Raw genomic sequence first — 19,988 nt, 5'->3', positions numbered from 1 at the left:
GAGGACAAGATCAGCGCGGCAGCTTCACCACGGTCACGAAGAAGTCGTCGATCTGCCGCACGACCTCGATGAACCGGTCGAAGTCCACCGGCTTCGTCACGTACGCGTTCGCGTGCAGGTTGTAGCTGCGCAGGATGTCCTCCTCCGCCTCCGACGTGGTCAGCACGACCACCGGGATGGTCCGGAACCGCTCGTCGGCCTTGATCTCCGCGAGCACCTCCCGGCCGTCCATCTTCGGCAGGTTCAGGTCCAGCAGGATCAGCCCCGGCCGCGGCGCGTTCCCGTACGGCCCCTCGCGGCGCAGGAACTCCAGCGCCTCGACGCCGTCGCGCACGATGTGCAGCTGGTTGCGGATCTTGTGGTGCTCGAACGCCTCCTGGGTCATCAGGGCGTCGCCGGGGTCGTCCTCGACGAGCAGGACGTCGATCACGCTCAAGGGGTCGCTCATCGCTTTTCCCCGGTCTCCTCTACGACGGGCAGGGTGAACTTGAAGGTGGTGCCAGGGCTCTCGCCGGTCTCCAGCCAGATCGTCCCGCCGTGGTACTCGACGATCTTGCGGCACATCGAGAGCCCGATCCCCGTGCCCGGGTAGTCGTCCCGGTGGTGCAACCTCTGGAAGATCACGAAGATCCGCTCAGCGTACTCCGGATCGATGCCGATCCCGTTGTCGGTCACGGTGAACGTCCAGAACTTACCCGTTCGCTCCACCCCGATGTCCACCCTCGGCGGCTGCTCCCCGTGGAACTTCAGCGCGTTGCTGATCAGGTTCCCGAACACCCCGCTGAGCAGCGACGACTCCCCGCGCACGGTCGGCAACCCGCTGTGCGTGACCACCGCGCCCGTCTTGGCGACCACCTCCGAGTAGCTGTCCACCACCTGGTCGACCAGCTCGCCGCAGTCCACCATCGTCTGCTCGCGGGTGATCCGCCCGACCCTGGAGAACGCCAGCAGGTCGTTGATCAGCACCTGCATCCGCTTGGCCCCGTCGACCGCGAACTGGATGTACTGCTCGCCGCGCGCGTCCAGCTGCCCCGAGTAGCGCCGCTCCAGCAGCTGGCAGAAGCTCGCCACCTTCCGCAGCGGCTCCTGCAGGTCGTGCGAGGCCACGTACGCGAACTGCTCCAGCTCCGCGTTGGACCGCTGCAGGTCCTTCAGGTCGGACACGATCCGCCTGCGCATCGCGTCCACGTCCTCGGCCAGCATGACCGTCTCGCGCGGCCCGCTGGTCTCCACCGCGTGCCCGTAGTCGCCCTCGGACACCTCCCTGACCTGCGCGGCGAGCGTGGCCAGCGGCCGGATCAGGATGCGGTGCAGCACCACCGCGACCCCCGCGATGATCACCGCGAGCAGCGTGCCCAGCGCGATGCACAGCCACAGCAGCCGGTCGGCGGTGAGGTCCAGCTCGGCCCGCGCCGAGTCCACGTCGCGGCTCATGTCCGCCTGGAGCTGGTTCACCGACCGCCTGACCTGGTCGAACAGCTCCTTGCCCACGGTCGTGCCGCCCACGCCCTGCTGCGGCTGCCCGTTCTCGGTGACCTGCGAGATCAGCGGCTCGGCGTACTGCTCGCGCCAGTCCCGCGCGATGCCGCGCGTCTCGGCCAGCCGCGCCAGCAGGTCCGGCCGGGTGGACCCCAGCGCCGACGCCACGCCCCGCGCCGCGGTCTCCTCGGCCTCGATGCCGCGCGTGTACGGCGTCAGGAAGTCCGAGGACGCCGACAGCGCGTACCCGCGGAGCCCGGTCTCCTGGTTGACCAGCGCCGCGTCCATCTCGATCACCAGCCGCCTCGCGGGCCCGATCTGGTCGAGCACCACCGCCCGCTGCTTGTCCAGCGAGTTGAGCGCGAAGCCGATCGCGGTGACCGCCCCGCCCGAGACGAGGATCAGGATGGCCACGGCCGCGGCCAGCAGCCTGCTCGCGGGCCAGCGGTCGCGGTAGTTCATAGTCAGCTCTGCTCCGATATCAACAGCACGGCCATGTCGTCGTCCAGTTCCCCGCCGTTCAGCTCCTTAACCCGCGAGATCAGCGAGTCCAGGAGCTCGTCGGGATCGATCGCCCCGCCCCGCGCCCCCGCGCGGACCTGGCCGATCAGCTCGATCAGCCGCTCCGAGCCGAGCCGCTCCGAGTCGTTGCCGATCCGGCCCTCCACGAGGCCGTCGGTGTAGATCATCAACGACCAGTCGGGCGGCAGCTCGACGTCCAGCGCGTCCCACTCGCTGTCCGGCAGCACGCCCAGCGGCAGCCCCGCGCGCGTCCTGGGCAGCTCGACGATCTTCTCGCCCGCCATCAGGATCGGCTCGGGGTGCCCGGCCAGGAACACCCGCGCGGACCGCCGGTCGGGGGCCACCGAGATCATGCACGCGGTGGTGAACAGCCCCGGCTGGTGCCGCTCCAGCTCCAGCAGCTCGTGCATCGTGTGCAGCACCCGCTCGGGGGTCTGCTCGGCCAGCAGCAGCGCGCGCCACGCTATCCGCAGCAGCACGCCCAGCGCGGCCTCGTCCGGGCCGTGGCCGCACACGTCGCCGATGATCACGTGCAGGGTGCCGTCGTGGGCCTGCACGGTGTCGTAGAAGTCGCCGCCCAGCAGCATCCGGCTGCCGCCGGGCCGGTACCGCTCCTTCACCAGCGGCGCCGGTCCGCGCAGCAGCGGCGACGGCAGCAGGCCGCGCTCCAGGCGGGTCTTCTCGGCCGCGTGCAGCTTCTCGTCCCGCAGCTGCCGCTGGGTCTCCTCGGCCTGCTTGCGACCCACCGCGTACCGGATGCCGCGCAGCAGCGCCGCGCCGTCGACCTGCCCCTTGACGAGGTAGTCCTCGGCGCCCGCGGCGACCGCGCGCATCCCCTGGTGCTCGTCGTTGAGACCGGTCAGCACGATGATGGCGGCGGGCGCGGGCTGGGCCAGCAGGTCCAGCAGCCCGTCCAGGCCGGTGGTGTCGGGGAGTCCGAGGTCGAGCAGGACGCAGTCCGCGCCGGACAGCTGCGTCGTGGCCTCGCGCAACGTGCGCGCGCGCAGCAGCTCGACGTCCGCCCCGACCTCCTCCAGAAGTGCTTCGACCAGGATGGCGTCGCCCTCGTCGTCCTCGACGAGAAGCACGCTGATGCGGTCGACCGCGCTCATGGGCACGTGCGGGACCCTAGCTGAACCTGATCAGCCGGTGGACGGGCAGGGAAGCGTTCCCGGTGGCGGCGTGTCGCGGGGCGGCGCGCGAGCCCGGAGCGGCATGTCCGAGGATTCCCGTCGTGAGCTTCTCCGAGATGGTGGCGTTGACGCCGAGGCTGCCCCGGCGCGGCCGGGGGATCTGGTACGGACTGGCGATCGAGTTGATCTGGCCGCTCCTGGTGCTGTTCGTCCGGATGCGCATGACCGGGCGCGAGAAGGTGCCGAAGACCGGCGCGGTGCTGCTCGCGTCGAACCACCTGTCGAACGTGGACCCGATCCTGCTGACCGCCTACGCGCTGGCCTCCGGGCGCATCCCGCGCTACCTGGCGCGGGCCAACCTGTTCACCGCCCCGGTGATCGGCGCGGTGATGCGCTCCGGCAGGCACATCCCGGTGGACCGGGGCAGCGCGCGGGCCGGGTTGGCGCTGGACGCGGCGCGCACGGCCCTCGCGGAGGGCGAGTGCGTCGGGGTGTACCCGGAGGGCACGTTCACCTCCGATCCCGACCACTGGCCGATGCGCGGCAAGTCCGGGGTGGCGCGGGTGGCGCTGGCGACGCGGACGCCGGTGGTGCCGGTCGCGCAGTGGGGGCCGGAGCGGCTCCTCCCCGAGGGCTCGGCGCGGCCCCGGCCGTGGACGAAGGTGCAGATCACCTGCGGCGACCCGGTGGACCTGTCGGACCTGTACGGCAAGCCGATGACCAAGCAGGTGCTGGACGAGGCGACGGCGCGGATCATGGCGGCGATCACCGGGCTGCTGGAGGGGCTGCGCGGCGAGCCCGCGCCGAAGCGCGAGCTGGTGGACCGGGCGGACGCGCGGCGGGTCGCGGACGTGGTCCCGGAGCAGGAGCCCGACGCGGGGCGGCGGATCGCCGAGTGATCGGCCGGTGGACGGCGGAGACCGGTGTTTCCGCTGTTCACCGCGTTTTTGTTCCACCCTGCGGGAAGCGGTGACGGTGCGCGCCGGGGTCGTTACGTTCGGGTGAACATTGTTCTCAGCGCACCCCGGAGCGTGCTGGCGTGGACGATCGCACCTGGTTGACGGAGGACTGGCTCGCGGTCCTCGCGGGCCTGCTCCTGCTCGCGCTGGCGCTGACCGGCGCCATCCCGCCCGGACTGATCCCGTGAGCGCCGAGGAGCGGGCGGTCGAGCGGACCGGCGCCGAACCGGGGGAGCGCTCGCCGCTGGGCCTCGCGGTCCTCGGCGCGCTGGTCGTCCTGGCCCTGTCCGCCGCCGCCCGGCACCTGTCCGAGACCGTCCCCGACGCCACCGAGGGCACCTCCTGGGAGGGCGTCGGGGCGGCCGTCGAGTTCCCCGTCTACGCCATCGCCCTCGGCCTGCTCGGCAACGCCCTCCTGGGCGCGCTGGGCGTGCGCGACCGCCTGGCGGGCGGCTTCCGCACCGAGTTCTTCATCAAGACCGGCCTGGTGCTGCTCGGCGCCTCGATCAACCTCGCCGTCCTCGCCGACGCAGCCGGACCCGCGCTGGTCCAGTCCGTCGTGCTGATCAGCCTGGTGTTCGGGTTCTCCTGGTGGCTCGGCGGCAGGCTCGGGCTGGACGAGAAGCTGCGGGCGCTGCTGTCGGCGGCCGTCGCGATCTGCGGGGTGAGCGCGGCCATCGCGGCGGCGGGCGCGGTGCAGGCCAAGCGCGAGCAGCTGGCCTACAGCGCCAGCCTGGTGATCGTGTTCGCCCTGCCGTCGATCTTCCTGCTGCCGCTGGCGGCGACCGCGCTGGGCCTGGACCCGCGCACCACCGGCGCGTGGATCGGCGGCAACATCGACACCACGGCGGCCGTCACGGCGGCGGGCGCGCTCGCGGGGGAGGAGTCGCTGCAGGTCGCCACGATCGTCAAGGTCACCCAGAACGCGCTGCTGGGCGTGGTCGCGGTCGCGCTGACCGCGTACTTCGCGCTGCGCGTGGAGGGGCGGCGACCCGAGGTGTCGGCGGGGCGGCAGCTGTGGGACAGGTTCCCGAAGTTCGTGCTCGGCTTCCTGGCCACCTCGGCCATCGCCACCGCCTACCTGGCCACCGCCGACCCCGCCTCGGGCAAGGCGGCGATCGGGGTGGTCAACGACCTGCGCACGTGGCTGCTGATCCTGGCGTTCACCAGCATCGGGCTGGAGTTCCGGGCGGGCGCGCTGCGCCAGGCCGGGTGGCGGCCGATCGGGGTGTTCGCCGCGTCGACCGCCGTGAACGCGCTAGCCGCGCTGGGGCTGGCCCTCGCGCTTTTCTGACTCCCACCGCAGGTAGCCGCCCGCCGCCGCGGACAGGCTGGTGAGCAGCCACACGCCCACGCCCGCGTCGTCGGTCACGCCGATGATCGGCAGCAGCTCGGGCAGCAGGTCGACCGGGGACACGACGTACACCAGCGCGAACGCCCACGCCGCGAGCTGACCGCCGCCGATGCCGTACGCCTTGCGGTCGCGCAGCATCCGGGGCACCGCCCTGGCCCGGTCGACCACCGAGCCCAGCGGTTCCGGCTCGCCGTTCGCGATCCGCCTGGCGCGGCGGCGCGCGCGCAGCGCGAAGCCCGCGGCGATCGCGGCGGCGCCGAGCGCCAGGAGCAGGCCGCCGGAGGCGTCGGGGGAGAGGCCGACGATGTCGGCGTCGCGCCAGATCAGCGTGGACGCGCCGAGCAGGACCAGGAGTCCGCCGAAGAGGATCACGGGCCCAATGGTAGGCGGGCGCGGGGCCCGCGTGGGGCCCGAACGGCGGTGAGCAGGACGGCGTTTGGGCCGCGTCAGAGCATGACCGCGCGCCGCACGCTCTCGCGCAGCAGGGACCTGCGGCGCTCGTGCGCCTCGGCGGGCTCGTCGGCGCTCGCCGCGTAGGAGGTGCTGACCGGCGACCAGGCCAGCGACATCGAGAGCACCAGCACCATCACGTCGAACGGGTCGCCCGGCACGACCAGCCCGGCGGCCTGCGCCTCGGCGATCGCGCGCAGCTTCCCGTCCTCGCGCTGCTCGTGGTCGAGCACCAGGTGGCCGGTCGGGCGGCGCTCCAGGCGGGTCCAGGTGGCCAGCCGCACCACCTCGGGCCGGACCAGGTAGTCGTCGTACAGCCGCACCGCCCAGTCCGCGAGGTCGGTGGCGTCGATCGGGACCACGTCCACGATCCGGTCCATCAGGCTGCCCAGCACCGCGTCGAACAGGCCGTCCTTGCTGCCGAAGTACGCGTAGAGCTGGGCCTTGTTGGTGCGCGCCGCCGCCACGACCCGCTCGACGCGGGCGCCCGCGATGCCGTGCTCGGTGAACTCGGCGGTGGCCGCCTCGATGATCCGCGCCCTGGTCGCGGCTCCTCTGGGGGTCAGCGCCTGCTCTGCCATGCGCCCAGATTAGCAAACAGACCGGTTGGTTTGCTTTTGGTCCCGAGCTGCCCTACGGTCAAACAAACCGAACAGTCTGTTTGAAGGGGTGCCCACCATGAGGACGACCACCGGCTGGCGCGCCGAGGGCGGCGAGCTCGTGCGGTCCGCGCTCCAGCGGCGCGACCTGCGGGCCGACGACATCGCCGTGCGCGTCGACCACTGCGGGGTCTGCCACACCGACCTGCATCACCTGCGCTCCCACGACGGCGCCACGCCCCTGGTGCCCGGCCACGAGTTCACCGGCGTGGTCACCGAGATCGGCCCCGACGTCACCGCGTTCGCGGTCGGCGACCCGGTGGCCGTGGGCAACATCGTCGACTCGTGCGGGACCTGCGCGCCGTGCCTGGCGGGGCAGCAGAACTTCTGCCGCGAGTTCCCCGCCCTGACCTACGGCGGGACCGACCGGCACGACGGCAGCACCACGCTCGGCGGCTACAGCCGCGAGCATGTGGTCCGCGAGGCGTTCGCCCACCACCTGCCCGAGGGGCTCGACCCGGCCGCCGCCGCGCCGCTGATGTGCGCGGGCATCACGGTCTGGGAGCCGCTGCGCGCGCTCGGCGTCGGGCCGGGCAGCCGGGTCGCCGTGGCCGGGCTCGGCGGGCTCGGGCACCTGGCGGTCAAGCTCGCCGTCGCGCTCGGCGCGGAGGTCTCGGTGATCAGCCGCACCGCCGACAAGGCCGACGACGCGCGGGCGCTGGGGGCCGGGGACTTCATCGTCTCCACCGACCCCGAGCAGGTCGAGCGGGCGCGCGACCGGTTCGACGTCGTCGTCGACACCATCGCCGTGCCGCACGACCTCGCCCCGTACCTGAAGATGGTCGCCTGGGACGGCGCGCTGACCCAGGTCGGCTACCTCGGGCCGGTGCGCGTCGAGACCATGGACCTGCTGGCAGGGCGCAAGAAGCTCACCTCCAGCGGCAGCGGCGGGCTCCCGGCGACGGCGGAGATGCTCCGGTTCTGCGCCGAGCACGGGGTGGTCGCCGACGTCGAGGTGCTGCCCTCCGCGCGGGTCGGCGAGGCGCTGGAGCGGCTGGGGCGCGGGGACGTGCGCTACCGGTTCGTGCTCGACCTGAGCGACCTCGACTAGCGCGACCGGTTGCCGCGCAAGGGGATCAGCGCCATGTGGTCAGCGCCACCGGTCCGCAGCCGCGACGCACAACAGGCTGGCCGACGCGACCGCGCACCCGGCCGCCGTCGCGCCCCGCCACCCGATCCCCTCGGTGACGGTCAGCACCCCGTTCCACACCGCGACCACCAGGAACACCGCGGCCAGCGCCAACAGGGGCCTGGACCACCTCCGCTGCCCGACGCGCTCCGCTCCCATGCTTGGAAAGCGCTGCCGAGGTCGTCCGCGTTACGCCTCTGGCGGGTTTCACCACTCCCGCCAGAGGCGCGACCGCGTCACACCGCGAGCCCCCGCGCGGGCTCGTCGGCGGTGAACCCGCTCCAGTGCCCGACGTGGAAGGCGCCAGGCCCGGTCACCCGACCGCCCAGCTCCACCCCGCGCCCCGCGACCGCCCGAGCCGTCTCCGCGGCCTGGCGGTCCAGCACCGCGTCCACGGCGGCCCCGTCCAACCCCTCGATCTCGTCCCAGAACGTCATCACCCGGTTCACGTACAGCGCCACCAGGTGGTCCCGCGCCGACGTGAACCAGCCCTCCGACAGCGCCACCACCGCGTCCGCCAGCAGCTCCGGCCACACCTGCGCGCCCACCCGCAGCCCCCACGGCGCCGACACCAGGCCGCGCGCCGCCGGGAACAGCGCGAGCACGTCGCCCCGGTGCGCCGCCAGGTACCGCCCCACCGCGTCGGCCACCCGCGCCACCACCGCCGGGTCCTGCGGCACCGCCGCCACGTCCACCGCCTGCCGCAGCCCCGACCCGCGCGGCGCGGCGCCGCGCACCCGGTCGGTCGCCAGCACCACGTGGAACAGCGAGTCCAGCACCTGCTGCGGCAGCCGCAGGATCTTCGGGAACGGCGAGTTGTGCAGCTTGCGCCCCAGCGGGACCTCCACCAGCCGCAGCCCCTCCCGCAGCGCGTTCGCGGTCAGCCACACGTCGATCCCGTACAGCTGCGCGCTGTCCGGCCGCTCCCAGGTCGCCGCCCGCTCCAGGAACGCCCGGTTGAACGCGAACTCGCCGCCGATCGGCTGCTGCACGTGCGCCCCGTGCACGGCCGCCAGCAGCGGGCTCACCAGGTGGTTGGTCGTGTTCGCCTCGTACCGGTCGCGCCGGTAGCAGGGCAGCGCCATCACCGGCTCGTCCCCGTCCACCGCCTCGGCCAGCGCGCCGACCCAGCCCGGTTCGGCCGAGCGCACGTCCGCGTCGAGCAGCAGCACCCGGTCCGCGCCCAGCTCGCGCGCCCGGTCGAAGACCGCGAACACGTTGGTGCCCTTGCCGGTCCCCTCGCGCCCGCTGCGCGCCACGACCTTGCGCGCGCGCAGCGGCGTCTCGGCGAACCGGGCCACCGTGCCGTCGGTGCTGCCGTTGTCGGCGAGCACGACGGCGTTGTCCCCGTGGGGGAAGGCAAGGCGCAACCCGGCGTCGGCGGCCTCGGCCACCCCGCGCACGGTCCGCTCCTCGTCGCGCGCGGGGATGCCCACGACGGTGACTCCGCTGTTCCGCGTCATACGCGGGAATGCTGGGCTGTTCGGGTTACGCGGCTAGCGCGTTCAGGTAACAGCTCGCCCGGACCTGGTCGACGAGCGGGGGGCGGCGGGTTCTTCCCGCCCTGCGCAGCGGCGCGAGAGCACCAGCCGCTGCGCCGCGGACCGGTGCTGCGGCTCAGGCGGGAGTGTTCTTCCGCACGGTGGAAGCGCCCGCACGCCGCCCCGAACCCGCTCGACCGCGCCACCGGGGCGGTCGACCCGGCGCCGCTCCCGTGAACGCCGCCGCCGTCCACACGGGACCGGCGCGCGCCGCGTCCCGGTCCGCCGCGACGGTTCGGGATCGGGGTTGCCACGGGAGGTTCCCGCTGCCAGAGTCGCCGTGGGCCCGCCTCCCGCGCCACCGGGCGCGCAGCCCGCAGGCCCGCGGTCTGCCCGGTTCGGACGCGTCCCGGACGGCTGGACGGTCTACTGCGAGTGGACCGAACAGGCTAACGCGCTTACCGCCTTGCGGTTCAATCCGGATCGGGTGCGAAGTCGGTCCGTCCACCCCGGAACGGGTGGGTACGAGAACGGACCGGTGACGGTTCACAAACGATTCGACCACTTTTTTTGCCCGGAAAAGCTCGACTTTTGCCCTCCCGGCGCGCTTGGATGCTCCGCGTGGCGCGGCAAAGACGCACTCAACACCAAGAAGAGCGGGATCGTCCCCTCGGAGAAGCGCGTCCGGAGGACGAGCTCATCAGGAGGCTCTACCGGGAGTTCGGCAGCGGGCTGCTCGGGCACGCCATGCGGCTGACCGGCAGCGACCGGCAGTGGGCCGAGGACATCGTGCAGGAGACGCTGGTCAGGGCTTGGCGCAACGCCGAGAAGCTGGAGCGGGACCCCGTCCTGCTGCGGTCCTGGCTGTTCACCGTCGCCCGCAGGCTCGTCATCGACGACCGCCGCAAGCGCAGCGTGCGCCCGCAGGAGTCGGAGCTGACCCCGTCCGACGAGGCCCCCTCGCACGACGAGGCGGACCGGACGCTCGCGGCGATCGTCGTCGCCGAGGCGATGAACGGGCTAACCCAGGAACACCGGGAGGCTATTCTCGAAACGTACTTGCGCGACCGTACCGTGGGGGAAGCCGCGGAGGTGCTCGGAGTTCCGCCGGGCACGGTCAAATCCAGGGTCTACTACGCACTTCGCGCCCTGCGGCGGGCGCTTCAGGATCGGGGCTGACACAGGTGAGTTCGCTGCCGAACCACGTCGACGTCGCGGCGTACGTCCTCGGCATCCTCGACGAGGACGAGGTCGACGCCTTCGAGAACCACCTCGCCCAGTGCCGCCGGTGCGCGCTCGACCTGCGCGACTTCGCGCAACTGCCCGACCTGCTCGACGAGGCGAACGCCGCGGGGCTGCTCAGCTCCGACGCGGGCGAGCGCCCGGACGGCCGCTCGGTGCGCTCCATGCTGGACGTGGTCTCCCTGGACCGCGCCCGCAAGCGCCGCAAGTACTCGCTCTGCGCGGCGGCTGCCGCGCTGGCGCTGATCGCGCTCTCCTCGGCGGCGACCTACGGGATCGTCTCGTCCGGGGACCTCGTCGCGCAGGACGGCGGCTCGCCCCGGCAGACCGAGGTGGCGAAGAACAGCGTCGACGCCTCGGGCGAGCTGGTGCGCACCAACGCCGAGACCGGTGTCTGGGCGCGGGTCAGCGCCTCGCCCGAGCCGTGGGGGACCTCGCTGGAGTTCGAGGTCAGGGGCGTCAGGGCGAAGACCGGCGAGCTGGTCGCGAAGTCGCGCGACGGGAAGACCTACCCCGTCGCCACCTGGCTCGTCACCGCCGACGACGCCGAGGGCGCCCGGACCGGCGAGACCGTCACGGTCCCCGGCGGGCTCGCGCTGCGGTGGCACGAGATCACGGAGTTCGCGGTGCGGGACAAGGACAGCGGCGAGGTCCTCCTGCTGCTGCCGACCTCGGACTGAACGGCGGTCGGCCCCGGAACCTCAGCGGTTCCGGGGCCGACGACGTCTCGGTGCGCGCGCTCCGTCGCGTGTGGACGGTCGCTACAGGCCGCGCAGCCCGGAGAGCACCCGCTCCATCAGCGCCATGGTCGGGCCCTTCTCGCCCGTCTCCATGTTCTCGTGGATGTTGATCAGCGTCAGGTCGGACATGTCCGACAGCAGCACCCGGACCACGCCCAGGGGGAGCCTGAGGCGCGCGGACACCTCCGCGACGGAGTGCGGGGTGCGGCAGAGGTCGCTGATCACGCGGTGCTCGGCGGTGGAGGTCAGTGCGTCGCGTCCGGCCCGCTCGTTCGTCGAGACGATCGTCTCGATGGCGAGGCTGGTCGTCGAGCGCGTCCGTCCGCCCGTCATCGTGTAGGGCCGGACCCTAATCGTCACGGTGCTCCTTGGCGGTCGTCGTGGTCTTCACGGGCCGGGCGCGTTCAGGTCACTTTTCGGTCACTGAGCGCGCTTGAACGATAGGGGTACGGGGAGTCGCTGTCGCGAACTTCCCGTTATCTGGGAAAAATTCGAGTATTCCGTCACGATCGGTGCAAGGTTGCATCCGATCCGTGATGAAGCCCAGGTCGGCGTGGTCGATCTTCAATCATGCTTCTCATCTGGTGGGAAATTTGGCCCGGTGCACGGGTGGTTCGCACCCCTCGCGAGGCCCTGTGCTGCATCGATGCACAAACTCAGGGTGACCGGGCTTGTTCGGCATCCCGTCACCGCGCGTTTTCGGCAATGCCGTTTACTAGCAACGCTAACTACTCTCCGGCGTGCCCTGAGTGGACGGCGCGCGGCGCGCGGTCCGTCCACAGCGGATCGACCTCCCGGCCCGGCCGGTCCCCGGCTCTTCTCGGTCGCCTGAGGCGGGTGGCGCCCCAGGCGACCTCCCTGGCTACCCGATGGGGGTCGCGTTGACCATTCGGCACCTCGCAAGAACGCTCGGGGTCGGGTGTCCCGGTGATGAGCTCACCACCTGCTCGGCTTGTGGCCGGTGCAGAAAGCTAGCCAGGGGGAGAGCGCTCTCACAACTTCTGTTGACCAAGGCTTGAGGTACCCGCCGGACGCCGCTCCGGGCCTCGTGCCCGGACCCGCGCGCGGGGGTGTGGTGGTGCTGTGCCGAAGGGGGGAACCCGGTGGGGCGCTTCGGTTGCGGCGGTGTTGCGCGGTGTGGCGGCACTGTGCGGCCGGGTGGTCGCACCGGGGTGCGCCGAGTGGTCGCGCGAACCGTGGTGCCCTCGGAGCAGTTCGGGGAACGGCTGGGAAAACCTTGCTCGCCAACGGTTTTGCCTGAGGCTGAAACCTCGCCGTAGCGGAACCGGAACGTTCCCGCGCCTCACGTCGGTGCCCAACAACCCTTGGTGCGCAAAGGAACCGCGCCCCGGTGGACCACCGGTCCGCACCACCCGATCAGCGCCGCCGCGTCCGAACGCCGCGCCGAACGCCCGAACCGGGGGAGAACCCCGCCCGCTTCCCGCCCGACCCGAGGGGCGGGCGGGAAGCGCCCGTCAGCGCTCACCGCGGTACGGCAGGACGTCCTGCAGGCAGTCGCACACCGAGGCCGACACCGTCAGCGAGTCCTCGTCCACCGCCCGCCGCACCGCCGCCGCGACGTCGCCCGCCGCCAACCCCCGCCGCCGCAGCAGCTCAGCCCGCTCGCCGTGCGGCAGGAACTCCACCGGCAGCGCCAGCGACCGCACCCGCGCGCTCCCCACCGCCTGCGCCAGCCGCGCGCCCAGCGACCCGCCCGCGACGCCGTCCTCCACCACCAGCACCACCCGGTGCCCGCCCGCCAACCGCAGCAGCTCCGGGTCCAGCGGCGCGATCCACCTCGGGTCGACCACGTCCACCCCGACGCCCCGCCCCGCCAGCAGCTCCGCCGCCTCCAGGCACACCCCGGCCATCGGCCCGACCGCCACCAGCAGCGCCCGCGCCGCGTGCGCCTCGTGCAGCACGTCGCACCCGCCGACCCGGCGCAGCGCGAACACGTCCTCCGGCGCGGGACCGCTCGGGTGCCGCAGCGCCGTCGGCGCCTCCCGCTCCGCCACCGCCTCGCGCAGCAGCTCCACCAACCGCGACGGGTCGCGCGGCGCGGCCACCCGCATCCCCGGCACCAGCGCCAGCAGCGCCGCGTCCCACAGGCCCTGCTGGCTCGGCCCGTCCGGACCGGTCACCCCGGCCCCGCCCAGCACCAGCGTCACCGGCAGCCGGTGCAGCGCCACGTCCATCAGCACCTGGTCGAACGCCCGCTGCAGGAACGTCGACGCCAGCGGCACCACCGGGTGCGCGCCCGCCATCGCCATGCCCGCCGCCGACGTCACCGCGTGCTGCTCGGCCACGCCCACGTCGAACACCCGCTCCGGGAACCGCCGCGCGAACGCGTCCAGCCCGCTCGGCCCCTGCACCGCCGCCGTCACGCACACCACGTCCGCCCGCCGGAGCCCGATCTCGGCGAGCTCCGCCCCGAACACGTCCGCCCAGCCCCGCTCGCCCGTGCCCCCCGACGGCGACACCGCGTGCAGGCAGTCCACCGCGTCGCCCTCGGCGGGCGGGTAGCCCCGGCCCTTGCGGGTCGCGCAGTGCACCACCACCGGCCTGCCCAGCGCGGCGGCCTCGGCCAGCACGCCCTCCAGCGCGGGCACGTCGTGCCCGTCCACCGGCCCCAGGTACGGCAGCCCCAGCTCCTCGAACACCGGGTGCGCCCGCCGCTCCCGCAACCGGCCCAGGTGCGCGGCCAGCCCGCCCGCCGTCGGCGCGTACGAGCGCGCGTTGTCGTTGACCACCACGATCACCGGGTAGTCCGCCGAGGCCAGGTTGTTCAACGCCTCCCAGGCCATGCCGCCGGTGAGCGCGCCGTCCCCGACCACCGCCACCACGCGCCGGTCCGAGCCCTGCAACCGCAGCGCCCGCGCGATCCCGTCCGCGTAGGACAGCGCGGTGGACGAGTGCGAGTTCTCCACCACGTCGTGCTGCGACTCGGCCGCGCTCGGGTAGCCGGACAGCCCGCCGAACCCGCGCAGCCCGTCGAACCCGGCGGCCCGACCGGTGAGCACCTTGTGCGCGTACGCCTGGTGGCCGCCGTCGAACAGCAGCACGTCGTGCGGCGAGTCGAACACCCGGTGCAGCGCGATGGTCAGCTCCACCGCGCCCAGGTTGGACCCCAGGTGCCCACCGCGCCGCGACACCTTCTCCACCAGGAACCGCCGGATCTCCGCCGCCAGCGCGGGGAGCGCCCGCTCGGGCACCGCCCGCAGCGCCTCCGGCCCGGTCAGCTGCTCCAGCGAGGTCGGCATCCCCTCGGACCGGGGCTGCGGGGCCCCGTCCGCGTCGGCGTGCGGGGGGCGGGCTGTGCCACCCGGCGCGCCGCTCACCTCCGCACCGCGGGGGGCAGCGTGAACCGGATGGTCTCCACGGTGGTCTCCCGCACCTCGACCCGGTGCGCGTCCAGCACCGCCACGACCTCGTCCACCAGTCCCGGCGGCGCGGACGCCCCCGCGCTCAACCCCACCACGCGCACCCCCTCCAGCCATCGCGGGCGCAGGTCGCGCACGTCGTCGATCAGGTGGGCGGGCACGCCCTCGCGGCGCACCAGTTCCACCAGCCTTGCCGAGTTGGATGAGTTCGCTGAACCGACCACGAGGACCAGATCGGCCTCGCGCGCGACCTCCCGTACCGCCTCTTGGCGGTTCGTGGTGGCGTAGCAGATGTCGTCCGAAGAGGGGCCGCGCAGTGCGGGGAAGCGCTTGCGCAGCGCCGCGACGACCTCGGCCGCCTCGTCCACCGCCAGCGTCGTCTGCATCAGGTAGGACACCCGCTCCGGGTCCTCGACCTCCAGCGCCGCCACCGCCTCCGGGCTGTCCACCAGCAGCACCCGGTCCGGGGCCTCGCCGAGCGTGCCCTCGACCTCCTCGTGCCCGGCGTGCCCGATCAGCACCACGGTGTCCCCGCGCCCGGCGAACCGGCGCGCCTCCGCGTGCACCTTGGTCACCAGCGGGCAGGTCGCGTCCACCACCTCGAACCCGCGCCGGTCGGCCTCGGCGCGCACCGCGGGCGACACCCCGTGCGCGGAGAACACCACCACGGCCCCGTCCGGCACCTCGTCCAGCTCGTCCACGAACACCGCGCCCATCGACTCCAGCCGCGCCACCACGTGCGTGTTGTGCACGATCTGCTTGCGCACGTGGACCGGGCCGCCGCGCCGCCGCAGCAGCTGCTCGACGATCTCCACCGCCCGCTCGACCCCGGCGCAGAACGACCGGGGCGAGGCGAGCAGCACGAGTGGGACTCCCATGGGCGCTCCTGGCTGGTTCTGGTCGGGGCTCGGCGGTCGGTGCTCAGCTGCGAGGGCTCAGCTGCGAGGGCTCGACGGTCAGGGCTCGGCGGTCAGGGCTCAGCGGTCGCGTCGGGTCATCAGCACGGCGACGGCGTCCAGCTCGCGCGCCGCGACCGGGTCGACGCCCGCCGCCCGCAGGTGCGTCCTGGCCTGCGCGAGCAGCTCGTCGGCCCGCCGCTGGCCCCACGCCCGCGCCCCGGCCTGCTCGACCAGCCCGGCCGCCTCCTCCAGCGCCGCCCCGGCCAGCTCGCCGCGCCCCCGGTACAGCCCGGCCAGCTCGCGCCCGGCCTGGCTGCGCGAGGCCAGCGCGGCCACCACGGGCAGCGACTTCTTGCGGTTGCGCAGGTCCGAGTGCACCGGCTTGCCGGTGGCGGCCGGGTCGCCCCAGATGCCCAGCAGGTCGTCCACGAACTGGAACGCCAGGCCCGTCCGCTCGCCGAACAGCCCCAGCTCGCCCACCTGGTCGGCGGAGCCGCCGCCGAACAGGGCGCCCAGCGAGCAGCACGCGCCCAGCAGCGCCGCCGTCTTGCCCTCGGCCATGCGCACGCACTCGGCGACGCCGACCTCGTCGCGCTCCTCGAACCCGAGGTCCGAGCTCTGCCCGTCGAGCAGCTCCTGCACGGCCGCGCTCAGCAGCACGATGCCCCGCGCCGACGCCGGGTGCCCGCTCGCGGCCAGCACGTCCAGCGCCAGCGTCATCAGCGCGTCGCCCGCGAGCACCGCCGCGTTGACCCCGAACACCGCCCACGCGGTCGGCCGGTGCCTGCGGGTGGCGTCGCCGTCCATCACGTCGTCGTGCAGCAGCGAGAAGTTGTGCACCAGCTCCACCGCGACCGCGGCGGGCAGCGCGTCCTCGGCCCGCCCGCCGACCGCGCGCGCGGCCAGCAGCACGAGCACCGGCCGGATCGCCTTGCCCGCGTCCGCGCCGGTGGGCGCGCCGTGCTCGTCCCACCAGCCGAAGTGGTAGCCCGCGATGGAGCGCATCGACTCGGGCAGCCGGTCGACGGCGGCGCGCAGCGCCGGGTCCACCAGCGCCCGGCCCCAGGCCAGCACGTCCCGCGCGGAGCGCCGCGCGGGGGAGACGTCGAGATCGGTCATCGGACACTCCAACTCGGGGGTGCGTGCCTGGCGGACGAGCGGGGAAGAGCGAGGTGGTCGAACGCGGGTGGTGCGGTGCGGTGCGGTGCGGCTGTGCGGTGCGGCTGGGCGGTGCGGCGGGCCGCCGCCCCCGGCCTGGCGGGAACCGGGCTGTTGCCTCGGGCCTGGCCGGAGCCGGACCGCCGGGTGGCGGCGCGGGACCCCGGTGGTCCGGCGCCGCCACCCGGCGGGCGCGCTACTCGCGGCCGATCTCGACGTGCTCCAGGATCCCGAGCGCGTCCGGTACCAGCACGGCGACCGAGTAGTAGGCGCTCACCAGGTAGGAGATGACGCCCAGCTCGTTGATGCCCATGAACCGCGCGTTCAGGCCGGGCTGGAACTCGTCCGGGATGCCGGTCTGGTGCAGGCCGACCACGCCGCTGTCCTGCTCGCCCACGCGCATCGCCAGGATCGAGCTGGTGCCCTGGTCGGTGACCGGGATCTTGTCGCACGGCAGCAGCGGCACGCCGCGCCAGGTGGTCACCATGGTGCCGTTGCGGTTCTCCACGCCGGGGTACACGCCGCGCTTGGTCGCCTCGCGCCCGAAGGCGGCGATCGCGCGCGGGTGGGCCAGCATGAACGCGGTCTTGCGCCTGCGGCTGAGCAGCTCGTCCAGGTCGTCCGGGGTGGGCGGGCCGGTCCGGGTGTGGATGCGCTGCTTGAGGTCCGCGTTGTGCAGCAGGCCGAAGTCGCGGTTGTTCACCATCTCGAACTCCTGCCGCTCGCGCAGGGCCTCGACGGTGAGCCGCAACTGCTGCTCGGTCTGGTTCATCGGCTTGTTGTAGAGGTCCGCGACGCGGCTGTGGACCCGCAGCACGGTCTGCGCGACGCTCAGCTCGTACTCGCGCGGCGCCAGCTCGTAGTCCACGAACGTGCCCGGCAGCGGGGCCTCGCCCTCGTGGCCCGAGGCGATCTCGATGGACGCCTCGCCGTGCTTGTTCTGCGGCAGGCCCCTGGTGCGCGTGGTCGAGTGGACGATCGCGCGCAGCGGGCTGTTCTCGTCGCGCAGCTGCTGCACGGTCTCCCACGGCAGCACCAGCGCGATCACCGGCGTGACCGCCCTGGCGGTGAAGCCCCACCGCTCGGTCTCGCCGGTCAGGACGCCGTTGCCGAAGTGGTCGCCGTCGGCGAGCACGTCGAGCACGGTCTGGTTGCCGTACTCGCCCTCGCCGATCTTGTCGACCTTGCCGTGCGCGACGAGGAAGAGCTCCTCGGCGCGGTCGCCGCGCTGCACCAGCACGTCGCCGGGGGTGAACTCGCGCTGCACGAACCGGTTCGCGAGCGCGGTCAGCACGTCGTCGTCCTCGAAGGCGCGCAGCGCGGGCACCTCGCGCAGCTCCTGTGGGATGACGCGGATGTCGGAACCGGTGCTGGTGAAGGTGATCCGCCCGTCGCCGACGGCGTAGGTGAGCCTGCGGTTGACCCGGTACGTGCCCGCCTGGGTCTGCACCCAGGGCAGCTCGCGCAGCAGCCAGCGGGCCGAGATGGCCTGCATCTGCGGGGCTGACTTGGTCGTGGTGGCCAGGTTGCGGGCGGCGGCGGTGCCCAGGCTCTGGCGCGTGCGCTCGATCTCGTCGAGCGGCAGGGCGGGGTCGATCGCTGTCACGTGCGTGCTTCCGATCTGGTCGTGGGGACGGTGCTACCGGGTTGCTCAGTCCTCGCGGCCCAGCTCGACGTGCTCCAGCACGCCGACGGCGTCGGGGACCATGATCGCGGCGGAGTAGTACGTGCTGACCAGGTACGACATGACCGCCCGCTCGTTGATGCCCATGAACCGCACGTTCAGGCCGGGCTGGTACTCGTCGGGCAGGCCGGTCTGGTGCAGGCCGATCACGCCCTGGTTGTCCTTGCCCGCGCGCAGCAGGATCACCGAGCTGGTGCGCTGGTCGCTGATGCCGATCTTGTTGCAGGGCAGCACGGGCACGCCGCGCCACGCGGGGACCAGGTGCCCGTTCAGGTCGGTGTTCTGCGGGTAGATCCCGCGCTTGGTGCACTCGCGGCCGAACGCGGCGATCACCTTGGGGTGCGCCAGGAACGCGGTCGGCTGCTTCCACACCAGGGACAGCAGCTCGTCGAAGTCGTCCGGGGTGGGCGGGCCGGTGCGGGTGTGGATGCGCTGGCCGAGGTCGGAGTTGTGCAGCAGGCCGAAGTCGCGGTTGTTGACCAGCTCGTGCTCCTGGCGCTCGCGCAGCGCCTCGATGGTGAGCCGCAGCTGCTGCTCGACCTGGTCCATCGGCTCGTTGTAGAGGTCCGCGACGCGGGTGTGGATGTTGAGGACGGTCTGCGCGACGCTCAGCTCGTACTCGCGCGGCGCCAGCTCGTAGTCCACGAACGTGCCGGGGAGCGGGGCCTCGCCCTCGTGGCCCGAGGCGATGTCGATCTCGGCCTCGCCGTGCTGGTTCTGCTTCTGGCGACCGGCGTTCACCATCCGCTGGATGTGCGCCCGCAGGCCGCCCATCTCGCCGTTGAGCTGCTCGAACACGCTCCACGGCAGCACCAGCATGGTGACCGGGGTGATCGCCTTGACGGTGAAGTCCCAGACGCCCTGCGGACCGGCCAGGCACTGGCCGCCGAAGTGGTCGCCGTCGGCGAGCACGCCGAGCACCGTCTGGTCGCCGTACTCGGTCTCGCCGATCTTGTTGACCCGGCCGTGCGCGACCAGGTGCACGGCGTCCTGGGTGCGCCCGCGCTCCACGACGACCTCGCCCGCGGCGAACTCGCGCTGCTTGAAGCGGGAGGCGAGCGCGGCCAGCACGGCCACGTCCTCGAACCCGCGCAGCAGCGGCAGCTCGCACAGCTCCTGCGGCACGACCTGCACGGCGGCGCCGGTGTTGGTGAAGGTCAGCCTGCCGTCGCCGACCGCGTAGCTGAGCCTGCGGTTGACCCGGAACGCGCCACCGGCCGCCTGCTCCCACGGCAGGACCTTCAGCAGCCACCGCGAGGTGATGTTCTGCATCTGCGGGGCGGACTTGGTGGTGGTCGCGAGGTTGCGGGCAGCCGCAGTGCCGAGGCTCAGCTGAGGGCGCTCGGATTCCACGCCCTGATCGGTGACAGACACCGGGTACACCGCCTAATTCTGGGAAATCGTCGTGAAGGGCCGGATAGACCGTAGTGAGGGGCGTCGAGCGCGGGAAAGGGCGCGGGAAGGGTCCGATGCGGGGTCCGCCCTTGGGGCTATTCCTGTTTCCGGAGCGCACTCACGGTGTCTGTGCGGTGTGGATTCGCCTTTTTTGGGTGAACCTGCTGGTTGGGCGGCGTGTCGAGTGGTTTTAACTCGTTCGTGGGAATGCGGCTCACTCCTTGGGGCGAGGGTGTGCACGGTGCGCTCGACCTGGCGCGGTGGGGTCGGCCGGCGATTTCACCCCGTGGGCGAGGTGGTGTGGTTCCGGTAAAAGCATCGGGG

General features: G+C 73.0%; 18 protein-coding genes. 5 read left to right on the top strand and 13 right to left on the bottom strand.

The window, feature by feature from the left end; genetic code table 11:
• Nucleotides 1-10 precede the first annotated feature (10 nt).
• Genes CNX65_RS24825 through CNX65_RS24815 form a run of 3 tightly spaced genes read right to left on the bottom strand, consistent with a single transcriptional unit; the run spans nucleotide 11 to nucleotide 3,113 of the window.
• Nucleotides 11-448, bottom strand: a complete 438-nt coding sequence (locus CNX65_RS24825; RefSeq protein WP_015803744.1) for a response regulator — start codon at nucleotides 446-448, stop codon at nucleotides 11-13.
• Nucleotides 445-1,941, bottom strand: coding sequence for a sensor histidine kinase (locus tag CNX65_RS24820; RefSeq protein ID WP_096495921.1), 1,497 nt, complete (start codon nucleotides 1,939-1,941; stop codon nucleotides 445-447). Before CNX65_RS24820 ends, CNX65_RS24825 begins: the two co-directional genes overlap by 4 nt.
• A 2-nt stretch (nucleotides 1,942-1,943) precedes the next feature.
• A complete protein-coding gene (locus CNX65_RS24815; RefSeq protein WP_096495920.1) occupies nucleotides 1,944-3,113 on the bottom strand; it encodes a PP2C family protein-serine/threonine phosphatase in 1,170 nt (389 codons plus the stop codon).
• A 137-nt stretch (nucleotides 3,114-3,250) separates the two neighbouring features.
• Between CNX65_RS24815 and CNX65_RS24810 the strand changes: the two genes are divergently transcribed.
• Together CNX65_RS24810 and CNX65_RS24805 are read left to right on the top strand one after the other, a co-directional pair.
• Nucleotides 3,251-4,033, top strand: a complete 783-nt coding sequence (locus CNX65_RS24810; RefSeq protein WP_096497985.1) for a lysophospholipid acyltransferase family protein — start codon at nucleotides 3,251-3,253, stop codon at nucleotides 4,031-4,033.
• Between the two features lie 244 nt (nucleotides 4,034-4,277).
• Nucleotides 4,278-5,387 carry a YeiH family protein gene (locus CNX65_RS24805; protein WP_096495919.1) on the top strand — a complete coding sequence of 370 codons (1,110 nt, stop codon included), beginning with the start codon at nucleotides 4,278-4,280 and terminating at the stop codon, nucleotides 5,385-5,387.
• Here the strand turns inward: CNX65_RS24805 and CNX65_RS24800 are convergent.
• Entirely contained in the window at nucleotides 5,352-5,819 is a 468-nt protein-coding gene (locus CNX65_RS24800) for a YkvA family protein (RefSeq protein WP_232519994.1), read from the bottom strand. The genes CNX65_RS24805 and CNX65_RS24800 overlap by 36 nt on opposite strands.
• A gap of 74 nt (nucleotides 5,820-5,893) precedes the next feature.
• Nucleotides 5,894-6,478: a TetR family transcriptional regulator gene (locus CNX65_RS24795; protein WP_096495918.1), complete on the bottom strand. Its 585-nt coding sequence runs from the start codon at nucleotides 6,476-6,478 to the stop codon at nucleotides 5,894-5,896.
• A 97-nt stretch (nucleotides 6,479-6,575) separates the two neighbouring features.
• Here CNX65_RS24795 and CNX65_RS24790 point away from each other — a divergent pair, with 97 nt between their 5' ends.
• Entirely contained in the window at nucleotides 6,576-7,607 is a 1,032-nt protein-coding gene (locus CNX65_RS24790; RefSeq protein WP_096495917.1) for an NAD(P)-dependent alcohol dehydrogenase, read from the top strand.
• Nucleotides 7,608-7,646: 39 nt separating this feature from the next.
• On the opposite strand, the gene CNX65_RS35700 is transcribed toward CNX65_RS24790, so the two are convergent.
• A complete protein-coding gene (locus tag CNX65_RS35700; protein WP_157767836.1) occupies nucleotides 7,647-7,799 on the bottom strand; it encodes a hypothetical protein in 153 nt (50 codons plus the stop codon).
• A gap of 122 nt (nucleotides 7,800-7,921) precedes the next feature.
• Entirely contained in the window at nucleotides 7,922-9,148 is a 1,227-nt protein-coding gene (locus tag CNX65_RS24785) for a glycosyltransferase family 2 protein (RefSeq protein WP_096495916.1), read from the bottom strand.
• Between the two features lie 630 nt (nucleotides 9,149-9,778).
• On the opposite strand from CNX65_RS24785, the gene CNX65_RS24780 reads away from it, so the two are divergent.
• Nucleotides 9,779-10,345 (top strand): sigma-70 family RNA polymerase sigma factor, encoded by a 567-nt coding sequence (locus tag CNX65_RS24780; RefSeq protein ID WP_096495915.1) that lies wholly within the window; start codon nucleotides 9,779-9,781, stop codon nucleotides 10,343-10,345.
• A 5-nt stretch (nucleotides 10,346-10,350) separates the two neighbouring features.
• Nucleotides 10,351-11,088 carry an anti-sigma factor family protein gene (locus CNX65_RS24775; protein WP_096495914.1) on the top strand — a complete coding sequence of 246 codons (738 nt, stop codon included), beginning with the start codon at nucleotides 10,351-10,353 and terminating at the stop codon, nucleotides 11,086-11,088.
• Nucleotides 11,089-11,169: 81 nt separating this feature from the next.
• Here CNX65_RS24775 and CNX65_RS24770 read toward each other — a convergent pair whose 3' ends face one another.
• The 6 genes from CNX65_RS24770 to CNX65_RS24745 all read right to left on the bottom strand — a co-directional run bounded on the left by CNX65_RS24770 (nucleotide 11,170) and on the right by CNX65_RS24745 (nucleotide 19,643).
• Nucleotides 11,170-11,508, bottom strand: a complete 339-nt coding sequence (locus CNX65_RS24770; RefSeq protein WP_015803732.1) for a DUF742 domain-containing protein — start codon at nucleotides 11,506-11,508, stop codon at nucleotides 11,170-11,172.
• A 1,115-nt stretch (nucleotides 11,509-12,623) separates the two neighbouring features.
• The gene (locus CNX65_RS24765) at nucleotides 12,624-14,486 is read right to left on the bottom strand and encodes a 1-deoxy-D-xylulose-5-phosphate synthase (protein ID WP_096495913.1); all 1,863 of its coding nucleotides are present in this window, start codon (nucleotides 14,484-14,486) and stop codon (nucleotides 12,624-12,626) included.
• Complete coding sequence (gene ispH, locus CNX65_RS24760; RefSeq protein ID WP_096495912.1) at nucleotides 14,483-15,406, bottom strand: 4-hydroxy-3-methylbut-2-enyl diphosphate reductase; 924 nt, start codon at nucleotides 15,404-15,406, stop codon at nucleotides 14,483-14,485. The genes CNX65_RS24765 and ispH overlap by 4 nt, the downstream gene beginning before the upstream one ends.
• Nucleotides 15,407-15,505: 99 nt before the next feature.
• On the bottom strand, nucleotides 15,506-16,546 hold the full coding sequence (locus tag CNX65_RS24755; protein ID WP_096495911.1) for a family 2 encapsulin nanocompartment cargo protein polyprenyl transferase: 1,041 nt from the start codon (nucleotides 16,544-16,546) through the stop codon (nucleotides 15,506-15,508).
• 235 nt (nucleotides 16,547-16,781) lie between these two features.
• Nucleotides 16,782-18,191 carry a family 2B encapsulin nanocompartment shell protein gene (locus CNX65_RS24750; RefSeq protein ID WP_096495910.1) on the bottom strand — a complete coding sequence of 470 codons (1,410 nt, stop codon included), beginning with the start codon at nucleotides 18,189-18,191 and terminating at the stop codon, nucleotides 16,782-16,784.
• A 45-nt stretch (nucleotides 18,192-18,236) separates the two neighbouring features.
• Nucleotides 18,237-19,643 (bottom strand): family 2B encapsulin nanocompartment shell protein, encoded by a 1,407-nt coding sequence (locus CNX65_RS24745; RefSeq protein WP_096497983.1) that lies wholly within the window; start codon nucleotides 19,641-19,643, stop codon nucleotides 18,237-18,239.
• Between the last annotated feature and the right edge of the window lie 345 nt (nucleotides 19,644-19,988).

The organism is Actinosynnema pretiosum, from assembly GCF_002354875.1.
Taxonomy (GTDB): domain Bacteria; phylum Actinomycetota; class Actinomycetes; order Mycobacteriales; family Pseudonocardiaceae; genus Actinosynnema; species Actinosynnema auranticum.
This window is presented reverse-complemented; position numbering and strand designations above follow the sequence as displayed.

What these genes read in the sequence shown, in the direction of transcription:
- CNX65_RS24790 (WP_096495917.1), top strand. Translation starts at nt 6,576, where the DNA reads ATGAGGACGACCACCGGCTGGCGCGCCGAGGGCGGCGAGCTCGTGCGG.
- CNX65_RS24755 (WP_096495911.1), bottom strand. Translation starts at nt 16,546, where the DNA reads ATGACCGATCTCGACGTCTCCCCCGCGCGGCGCTCCGCGCGGGACGTG.
- ispH (WP_096495912.1), bottom strand. Translation starts at nt 15,406, where the DNA reads ATGGGAGTCCCACTCGTGCTGCTCGCCTCGCCCCGGTCGTTCTGCGCC.
- CNX65_RS24810 (WP_096497985.1), top strand. Translation starts at nt 3,251, where the DNA reads ATGGTGGCGTTGACGCCGAGGCTGCCCCGGCGCGGCCGGGGGATCTGG.
- CNX65_RS24785 (WP_096495916.1), bottom strand. Translation starts at nt 9,148, where the DNA reads ATGACGCGGAACAGCGGAGTCACCGTCGTGGGCATCCCCGCGCGCGAC.
- CNX65_RS24825 (WP_015803744.1), bottom strand. Translation starts at nt 448, where the DNA reads ATGAGCGACCCCTTGAGCGTGATCGACGTCCTGCTCGTCGAGGACGAC.
- CNX65_RS24820 (WP_096495921.1), bottom strand. Translation starts at nt 1,941, where the DNA reads ATGAACTACCGCGACCGCTGGCCCGCGAGCAGGCTGCTGGCCGCGGCC.
- CNX65_RS24815 (WP_096495920.1), bottom strand. Translation starts at nt 3,113, where the DNA reads ATGAGCGCGGTCGACCGCATCAGCGTGCTTCTCGTCGAGGACGACGAG.
- CNX65_RS24795 (WP_096495918.1), bottom strand. Translation starts at nt 6,478, where the DNA reads ATGGCAGAGCAGGCGCTGACCCCCAGAGGAGCCGCGACCAGGGCGCGG.
- CNX65_RS24780 (WP_096495915.1), top strand. Translation starts at nt 9,779, where the DNA reads ATGCTCCGCGTGGCGCGGCAAAGACGCACTCAACACCAAGAAGAGCGG.